Raw genomic sequence first — 8,170 nt, 5'->3', positions numbered from 1 at the left:
ATGCCCAGCGCCTTGACGCCTTCGACCATCGCCACCACCGCATCCATGTCGCGCGCCTTGGGGTTTCGCCAGGCCGCGCCCATGCAATAGCGGGTGGCGCCGGCGTCACGCGCTTTCTTCGCTTCGGCGATGACGCGCCTGACCTCCATCAGTTTCGACGCCTTCAGGCCGGTCTCGTGATGCGCCGACTGGCTACAATAGCCGCAATCCTCCGGGCAGCCGCCTGTCTTGATGCTGAGAAGCCGGCTGAGCTGGACCTTGTTGGGATCGAAATTCTGGCGGTGAACGCCATGAGCTCCGAAGAGAAGGTTGTTGAAGGGTAGCTCATAGAACGCGCGAACTTCCGTTTGCGTCCACAAGTGCCGGGCACTTTCGGAGCTCATTTCCCGTCCTCAACGCGACGTCGCGGCGCCGATGCCGAATTTCTTGGCGCCGTGGGTCGATCAGAGATCGCAGCGACTTCGACGCCGGTCCTATGTTCGGCAGCCAGACGTGGGCGCATCGCCGGATTGCCGAAGTCCTTCACGACGAGACTCTTCATCGATTGCGGCGCCTGCCCTCAAGGAGGTCGACAACCGCACGCGCTGCATCCAGGATATGCGTTCCAGGGCCGAATACGGCGGCGACCCCACGGTCCATCAGGAACTGATAGTCCTGACGCGGCACCACGCCACCGCACACAACGATAATGTTTTCGGCACCTCTCGCCTTCAGGGCCTCGACAAGCTGCGGCAGGAGGGTCTTGTGTCCGGCCGCGAGCGAGGATGCGCCGACGACATGAACACAAGAAGCCACCGCCATGCTTGCTGCCTCCTCCGGCGTTTGGAAGAGCGGGCCGGCGACCACATCGAAGCCGAGATCGCCAAACGCCGATGCAATCACTTTGGCGCCGCGGTCATGGCCATCCTGACCGAGCTTGGCCATCATCAGCTTCGGCTGGCCGCCGAGCGAGACGGAAACGTCCCTGATGCGGGAAGTTAGGGTTTGGTATTCCGGCTCATTATGGAAGGCGGCGCCGTAAACTTCCGAGATCACCTTAGGAACGGCCACGTGATCGCCGAAGGCGCGGCGCAGAGCATCAGAAATCTCCCCCACCGTCGCGCGAGCACGCACCGCTTCAACCGCTGCTTCAAGCATATTGCCCTTGCTGCTGGCCGCGGTCTGACCAAGCGCAGCAAGGGCTGCGTCGACGCGCTTGGGGTCGCGCTGACGCTTTGTTTGTTCGAGACGACGGATCTGCGCCTCACGCACCGCCGCATTGTCGATCTCGAGAACCTCGATTGGAACCTCGCTTTCCAGCCGGTACTTGTTGACGCCAACGATCACCTCGTCGCCGAGATCAATCGCCGCCTGGCGGCGGGTCGCCGCCGTCTCGATCAGGCGTTTTGGCAAACCGTCGATGACGGCCTTGGTCATGCCGCCGATGGCCTCGATTTCCTCAATGAGCGCCCACGCCTTATCAGCAAGTTCGGCGGTCAGGCTTTCGACGTAGTAGGAGCCGGCCAGCGGGTCGACGACCTTGGTCACGCCGGTCTCGTGCTGAAGGATAAGCTGGGTGTTTCGCGCAATGCGCGCCGAAAACTCGGTCGGCAGGGCGATCGCCTCATCGAAGGAGTTGGTGTGGAGTGACTGCGTGCCCCCCAGCACGGCGGCCAGCGCCTCGTAGGCTGTGCGCACGATGTTGTTGTAAGGGTCCTGCTCCTGTAGCGACACGCCGGAGGTCTGGCAGTGGGTGCGCAGCATCAGCGACGAGGCCTTCTTTGGCCGGAACTCCCCCATGATCCGCGACCAGAGGAGCCGCGCCGCCCGCAGCTTGGCGGCCTCCATGAAGAAATTCATCCCGATAGCGAAGAAGAAGGAGAGCCGTCCCGCGAAGTCGTCTACATCCAGTCCCTTCTTCAGGGCCGCGCGGACATATTCGCGCCCGTCGGCCAATGTGAAGGCGAGTTCCTGCACCAGCGTCGCGCCCGCCTCCTGCATGTGGTAGCCGGAGATGGAGATGGAGTTGAACTTCGGCATCTCCTTCGTGGTGTACTCGATGATATCGGCGACGATCCGCATCGAGGGTTCGGGCGGGTAGATGTAGGTGTTGCGGACCATGAACTCCTTCAGGATGTCGTTCTGGATGGTCCCGGAAAGCTCGGCGTGCGAGCAGCCTTGCTCCTCCCCGGCGACGATGAAGCAGGCGAGGATCGGGATGACAGCACCGTTCATGGTCATGGAGACGGAAATGTCCTTGAGCGGTATGCCTTCGAACAGGACCTTCATGTCCTCGACGGAATCGATTGCCACACCCGCCTTGCCGACATCGCCGACGACGCGCGCACGGTCGCTGTCATAGCCGCGATGTGTCGCGAGATCGAAGGCAACTGACACGCCCTGCTGGCCGGCGGCGAGTGCCTTGCGGTAGAAGGCGTTCGACTCCTCCGCCGTCGAGAAGCCGGAATATTGCCGGATTGTCCACGGCCTGCCGGCATACATGGTCGCGCGGGGCCCGCGCAGGAACGGTTTTATCCCGGGCAGCGTGCCGAGGTGGCCGGCCGTATCCAGATCAGCCTCGGTGTAGAGCGACTTGATCGCAATACCTTCCGGCGTATTCCAGACCAAGGTGTCGGGCGACGCCTTGACTTCGTGCTCGGCGAGTTTTCGCCAGTCCTCGTAGGCTACGCGGTCGGCCATTTGTCCTACCCTTAGTTAAATTCCATTATCAGTTCATCGACGGCCATGTTCATGCCGGCAGTCCCGGCGACGTGCTTCACCGATCCCTTGCGCTCGGCGCGCAGCACGTTTTCCATTTTCATCGCTTCCACCGTTGCAAGAATCTGGCCAGCCTCCACCGCATCGCCCTCGCCAACGGCAATCGCGGTGAGCACGCCAGGCATCGGGCAGAGCAGCAGCTTAGAGACGTCCAGCGGCTGCTTCTTCGGCATCAACCGCGCCAGTTCGGCGATAGGTGGGCTGCGTACATGGGCGACGACATCCATTCCGCGCCAGCGCAGTCGGTAGCCGGTTCCTGACCGTGACGTCTTGATCGACGTGGTCTCAGTGCCAATTTGAAAGTGCGCGAGTGGCCGGCCCGGCAGCCAGTCGCTTGCAACGCTCAGGACCGAGCCGTCATCGAATGACACAGCGGTTCCGTCTTTCTGATCGCACACAGCGACCGCAATGGAATGGTTGCCAAGCGCGACCATCCAATCGCTAGGGACTTTGCGACGATGATTGTCCATCGCCCCGGAGATCAGGACATTGCGGTGCTGAAGTTTCCAGTTGATGTGTGCCGCGACCGCCGCGAGCTTGCGCTCATCCGCATCGGTTGGGGACACACCTGCGAAGCCGTCCGGATACTCCTCAGCGATAAAGGCTGTGCTTAGCCGCCCCTCGCGAAACCGGGGATGGTCCATGACAGCGGCTAGAAAGGGCAGGTTATTGCCGATGCCTTCCACTTCGAAATCATCCAGCGCCGCGGCCATGGCGTTGATTGCGCCAAGCCGATTAGGTGCCCAGGCGCAGAGCTTGGCGATCATGGGATCATAGTGCATCGAGATTTCCGAGCCCTCGACCACGCCGGTATCGTTGCGGATGAGTGAGCCGTCCGCACGTGGCTCTTCGGCGGGCGGCCGGTAGCGTGTAAGACGACCGATCGAGGGCAGGAAATTGCGATACGGGTCTTCGGCGTAGAGCCGGCTTTCGATCGCCCAGCCGTTCAGTTTCACGTCCTCTTGGCCAAAGCGCAGCTTTTGGCCGGCCGCGATGCGGATCATTTCCTCAACCAGATCGATGCCGGTTACCAGCTCGGTGACCGGATGCTCGACCTGAAGCCGGGTGTTCATCTCTAGGAAATAGAAGTTGCGGTCGCGGTCGACGATGAACTCAACCGTACCCGCGGAGTGGTAGCCGACCGCCTTGGCAAGAGCGATGGCCTGCTTACCCATCGCCTGCCGGGTTGCTTCGTCGAGGAACGGTGATGGCGCCTCCTCGATGATCTTCTGGTTGCGGCGCTGGATCGAGCATTCCCGCTCGCCGAGGTAGACGATATTACCGTACTGATCGCCGAGCACCTGGATTTCGATGTGACGTGGCTCAGTAATGAATTTCTCGATGAAGATACGGTCGTCGCCAAAGGCATTCTTGGCCTCGTTTCGTGAGGAGTGAAATCCTTCGCGCGCCTCGACCTCGTTCCAGGCAATGCGCATGCCCTTGCCGCCACCGCCGGCGGATGCCTTGATCATGACAGGGAAGCCGATCTCTCCGGCGATGCGCACCGCCTCCTCTGCATCCTCGATCAGGCCCATGTGGCCTGGGACAGTGGAGACACCGGCGGATGACGCGATCTTTTTCGAGGTGATCTTGTCGCCCATCGCCTCGATGGCGACCGGCGAGGGCCCGATGAAGGCGACGCCCTTGGCTTTGAGCGCATCGGCGAAATTCGAATTCTCAGACAGGAAACCGTAGCCCGGGTGAACCGCGTCGGCGCCAGTGGCGGTGACTGCTTCGAGGATGTTCGCAATGCGAAGATACGACTGGGCTGAGGCAGCGGGGCCGATATGAACCGCTTCATCCGCTTGGCGGACGTGCAAGGCATCACGGTCCGCGTCGGAATAGACGGCGACGGTGGCTATGCCAAGCCTGTGCGCAGTTTCGATCACCCGGCACGCGATCTCGCCACGATTGGCAATCAGGATCTTCTTGAACATTTTCTGCGCACTCAAAGCGGGATGGTGTCGTGCTTCTTCCAGCGCGTCTCGACGCTCTTGCCGCGCAGCGCGGCAAAGGCACGCGCGATCCGCTTGCGTGAGGAATGTGGCATGATCACCTCGTCGATGAAGCCGCGCTCGGCGGCAATGAAGGGGTTGGCGAAGCGCTGCTCGTATTCCTTGGTACGAGCTGCCAGCCTCTCGGGATCGCCGAGTTCGGACCGATAGAGGATCTCGGCAGCGCCCTTTGCGCCCATCACCGCGATTTCGGCGGTCGGCCAGGCGTAGTTGATGTCCGCGCCAATATGTTTCGAAGCCATCACATCGTAGGCGCCGCCATAAGCCTTGCGCGTGATCAACGTGACCATCGGAACGGTCGCCTGGGAATAGGCAAAAAGCAGCTTGGCGCCATGCTTTATGACGCCGCCATATTCCTGGGCGGTGCCCGGCAGGAAACCTGGCACGTCGACGAGGGTCAGAATCGGGATGTCGAAGGCGTTGCAGAAGCGAACGAAACGCGCCGCCTTGCGGGAGGAATCAATGTCGAGGCATCCGGCTAGCACCATCGGCTGGTTGGCCACCACCCCTACCGTCCTGCCCTCGATGCGAACAAATCCGGTGATGATGTTGCGGGCGAAGGCGGCCTGCAGCTCGAAGAAGTCACCTTCATCGGCGATGGCCAGGATTAGTTCCTTCATGTCGTAGGGCTTGTTGGCGCTCTCCGGCGCCAGCGTGTCCAGACGCAATTCGATCCGCTCAGGATCGTCATAAAACGGCCGCACCGGCGGCTTTTCGCGATTGTTCAATGGCAGGAAATCAAAGAGGCGCCGAACCTCCTCCAAAGCCTCGATGTCGTTTTCGAAAGCCCCGTCCGCAACAGAGGACTTTTGCGTGTGTGTTGCCGCGCCGCCCAGTTCCTCCGCGGTCACGATCTCGTTTGTGACCGTCTTGACCACATCGGGGCCGGTCACGAACATGTAGGAGGAATCTCGAACCATGAAGATGAAGTCGGTCATGGCCGGGGAATAGACCGCACCGCCGGCGCACGGACCCATGATCACCGAAATCTGCGGAATGACGCCAGAGGCATCAACATTGCGCTTGAAGACGTCGGCATAGCCAGCAAGTGAGGCGACACCCTCTTGGATGCGCGCGCCCCCAGAATCGTTGAGGCCGATCACCGGCGCCCCATTGCGCACCGCCATGTCCATGATCTTGCAGATCTTCTGAGCGTGTGTCTCGGACAGCGATCCGCCAAGCACCGTGAAGTCCTGGGAGAAGACATAAACGAGCCTGCGGTTGATCGTACCCCAGCCTGTGACCACTCCATCCCCGGCAACCTTCTGGGCATCCATGCCGAAGTCTGTCGCACGATGCGTGACATACATGTCGTATTCTTCGAAGGAGCCTTCATCGAGAAGCACCACGATGCGCTCGCGGGCGGTCAGCTTGCCTTTCGCGTGTTGGGCATTGATACGCTTCTGCCCTCCGCCCATGCGAGCCTGCGCGCGACGGATTTCGAGTTGTTCAAGAACAGCTCGCATCAGCGGCCAGCCTTTGCTTCAAAGTTCAAAGCCGTCGGCAACTGCGTCGCGGCGAGCCGGCTTTGCCTCGAACTCGGGTTTGCTTTGCTGGACAATCGCATGAGCGCCTCCACTGGAATTACGCTCGGCATTAGTTCGTCGGCGATGAATGGAAAAGGATTGACCGGGTGCGATTGCAAAATGTATGAAATTGCAAACAGCAACATGCGAAATTGCAAATGGCAAATGGTAAGCTTTTCATTGGTCGGCGCGTGCGCGAACTGCGGGAGGCCAGCAAGGCCACCCAGGCGGTATTTGGCGAGCGGCTGGGGATCTCGACAAGCTATCTGAACCAGATAGAAAACAACCAACGACCGGTCTCAGCCGCGGTGCTTCTTGCGCTCGCCGAGAAATTCCATGTGGATATCGCTTCGATCGGTGGCAGTGAGGCCGACCGGCTGCTCTCGGCACTGAGCGAGGCACTTGCTGACCCCGTATTCAGCGGTGTTTCAGTCGGATTTCAGGAACTCAAGCTCGTTGCCCAAAACGCACCGTCTTTCGCTCATGCGCTGATCACCTGTCATCAGGCATATCGCAGAAATAGCGAGCAGCTTGCCAGCTTCGACGACCAGCTGATCCGAACCAATGCCTTTGCCGAGCCGACACCCTACGAGGAAGTGCGAGACTTCTTTCATTTTGTTGATAACTACATCGATGAGCTCGACCGAGCGGCCGAGCATCTGGCTAAAGCGTTGGGCCTACCGGATCGAGACGTCGGGACGGCCTTCGCAGATCACCTGGAACAGCATCATCACGTTCGCCTTGCGCGTGCTGGCAATGGCGAACGGGTGATCAGGCGCTTCGACGCTTCCGCGCGCGTGCTCTACCTGAACTCGTACTCACCTGCGCCTACGCGCAGTTTCCAGATGGCATTCCAGATCGGGGCCTTGGAGCACCGGGCGGAGATCGACGCCATCATCGAGCGAGCACGCTTCCGTACCTCCGAAGCGGCGGAGATTTGCAGGATCGGCCTCCAGAATTATTTTGCCGGCGCGCTTGCGTTGCCATACCGCCCCTTCCTGACCGCGGCAAAAGAACTTCGGCACGACCTGCACCTTCTCGCGATGCGCTTCGGCGCCAGCCTTGAGCAGGTGGCGCATCGCCTTTCAACATTGCAAAGGCTTCGGATGAAGGGCGTTCCGGTCTTCTTCGCGCGCATCGACCGAGCCGGCAACATCACCAAACGCCACAGCGCCGCGAAGTTGCAGTTCGCTCGCTACGGGGCAGCTTGCCCGTTGTGGAACGTTCATCAGGCGTTCGAAACCCCAGGCCGCATGATTTGCCAATTGGCGGAGACACCAGACGGCGTGCGTTATCTAAGTATCGCCACAGAAATCACCAAGGCGGACGGTGGATTTGGAACCCCTCATCGACGCTATGCGATCGCGCTCGGATGCGAGATTTCTGATGCGGGCGATTTCATCTATGCTGACCGACTGGACTTTGCCAACAGCTCAGCGTTCGAACCCATCGGCGTTTCATGCCGCATTTGTGAGCGGATAAACTGCATTCAACGCGCCATTCCGCCGCTCAAGAGCACGATTACGATCGACCACGACCGACGCAACGAACTGCCGTACACTATTAGCTGATTTCGAGTGTGACCGCCCGGAAGGCGCCACACTAATCGCAAGCCAAGTTCCTTCGGCATGCATCTTGCGGGTGGGTGATTACCTGGGCGCGCCGTGAGGCGGACACGCTCTTTCAGTGTGCTGTCGCAAAGGTGTACCGTACACGCGCCAAGAATGTCGGCTGACGGGCGCTCGATGGCACGGGACGGTCGGGCTGTTGTTCAAGGGGCGGCAGAGACGTTTGAGGCGATTGTGCAATGGAATGTCGCATCCAGAGTGGTGGGCTCTTCGTACCACCCAATAATCAAAAAAGCCGGCGATG

At 60.5% G+C, this 8,170-nt stretch carries 6 protein-coding genes; 1 reads left to right on the top strand and 5 read right to left on the bottom strand.

Features of this window, described 5'->3' with window-relative positions:
- From NKJ08_RS20960 to NKJ08_RS20940, 5 genes are all read right to left on the bottom strand, one after another.
- The coding region (locus tag NKJ08_RS20960) for a biotin synthase BioB (protein WP_502906344.1) at positions 1–383 on the bottom strand (383 nt) is incomplete at its 3' end.
- Between the two features lie 154 nt (positions 384–537).
- Entirely contained in the window at positions 538–2,679 is a 2,142-nt protein-coding gene (gene scpA, locus NKJ08_RS20955) for a methylmalonyl-CoA mutase (protein ID WP_352783137.1), read from the bottom strand.
- A gap of 11 nt (positions 2,680–2,690) precedes the next feature.
- Positions 2,691–4,694 (bottom strand): acetyl-CoA carboxylase biotin carboxylase subunit, encoded by a 2,004-nt coding sequence (locus NKJ08_RS20950; RefSeq protein WP_352783134.1) that lies wholly within the window; start codon positions 4,692–4,694, stop codon positions 2,691–2,693.
- 11 nt (positions 4,695–4,705) lie between these two features.
- On the bottom strand, positions 4,706–6,238 hold the full coding sequence (locus NKJ08_RS20945) for an acyl-CoA carboxylase subunit beta (protein WP_352783131.1): 1,533 nt from the start codon (positions 6,236–6,238) through the stop codon (positions 4,706–4,708).
- Entirely contained in the window at positions 6,238–6,444 is a 207-nt protein-coding gene (locus NKJ08_RS20940; RefSeq protein WP_352783129.1) for a hypothetical protein, read from the bottom strand. The genes NKJ08_RS20945 and NKJ08_RS20940 overlap by 1 nt, the downstream gene beginning before the upstream one ends.
- Positions 6,445–6,456: 12 nt before the next feature.
- On the opposite strand from NKJ08_RS20940, the gene NKJ08_RS20935 reads away from it, so the two are divergent.
- The gene (locus NKJ08_RS20935; RefSeq protein WP_352783126.1) at positions 6,457–7,869 is read left to right on the top strand and encodes a helix-turn-helix domain-containing protein; all 1,413 of its coding nucleotides are present in this window, start codon (positions 6,457–6,459) and stop codon (positions 7,867–7,869) included.
- The last annotated feature ends 301 nt before the right edge of the window (positions 7,870–8,170 follow it).

Origin of the sequence: Mesorhizobium sp. M0244, assembly GCF_040321795.1 — a bacterium.
Taxonomy (GTDB): Bacteria; Pseudomonadota; Alphaproteobacteria; order Rhizobiales; family Rhizobiaceae; genus Mesorhizobium.
Note: the sequence above shows the minus strand (reverse complement) of the source record. Positions and strands in the feature narration are given on the sequence as shown.